The 863-nt window shown below is 65.8% G+C and carries 1 protein-coding gene and 1 pseudogene; one reads left to right on the top strand and one right to left on the bottom strand.

All coding sequences use genetic code 11. The features are described 5' to 3' along the window. On the top strand, positions 1 to 281 hold a 281-nt coding region (locus tag MOV74_RS39240), incomplete at its 5' end, for a uroporphyrinogen decarboxylase family protein (RefSeq protein ID WP_309486890.1). A gap of 170 nt (positions 282 to 451) precedes the next feature. Here MOV74_RS39240 and MOV74_RS39235 read toward each other — a convergent pair. Then, positions 452 to 863 (bottom strand): annotated as a pseudogene (locus MOV74_RS39235) (hydroxymethylbilane synthase); the annotation flags it as partial.

The raw sequence follows: 863 nt of genomic DNA, 5'->3' as shown, positions 1-863 counted from the left end.
AGCTGCCTGCTTACGTCGAGGCAACCGGCGTCCACGCCGTCAGCATCGACTGGACCGCGGAGCCCGCCTTCATCCGCGAGCGCGTCCAGAGCAAGGTCGCCGTGCAGGGCAATCTCGATCCGCTGGTGCTGATCACGGGCGGCGCCGCGCTCGACCGCGCGGTCGACAACGTGTTGGCCAATTTTGCGCAAGGGCGCCTGATCTTCAACCTCGGCCACGGCATCCAGCCGGAAACGCCGATCGCCCATGTCGAGCAGATGATCAAGCGCGTGCGGGGCTAGTTCGCCCCGCCCCTGAGGGGTGGGAAACAAAAACGCGAAAACAACCCCATGCACAGTAGACAAGTCATTGAAAGATTTGAGCTGGCAGGACTCGCCCCCGCGCGCCTTTGACACGTCGGGCAAAACAGACGCAGAACGACATCATCGCCGGTCGTAATTTCGCAAGGCAGCTAGCGCGGCCGGCTGCGCTCGATGATCTCGGCCGCACCCTTGCCCAGCAGATCAAGACCCACAGCACGACCGAGCTCGCGCGGGCGATTGGCGGGACCCGCGCGCGAGGCCTCGATGATGGTGTTGCCGGAGAGATCGAGCACCGATGCGGTGAGCGACATCTGATCGCCCGCGATGGTCGAGAAGCCCGCCACTGGCGAATTGCAGTGGCCGTTCAGCACCCACAAGACCTCGCGCTCGGCATCCGCGCTGGCATGCGCCGCGGGATCGTCGATCGATGACAGGATCTGCCGCGTCTGCCAGTCCTGCGCTGCGCATTCGACTGCGACGATGCCCTGCCCCGCCGCGGGCAGCATCTCCGCCGCGGTGAATTCGTAGGCGATACGGCCGGCGAGGCCGACGCGGTCGAGG

Source organism: Bradyrhizobium sp. SHOUNA76, assembly GCF_023006445.1.
In the GTDB taxonomy this organism is placed as follows: Bacteria; Pseudomonadota; Alphaproteobacteria; order Rhizobiales; family Xanthobacteraceae; genus Bradyrhizobium.
This window is presented reverse-complemented; position numbering and strand designations above follow the sequence as displayed.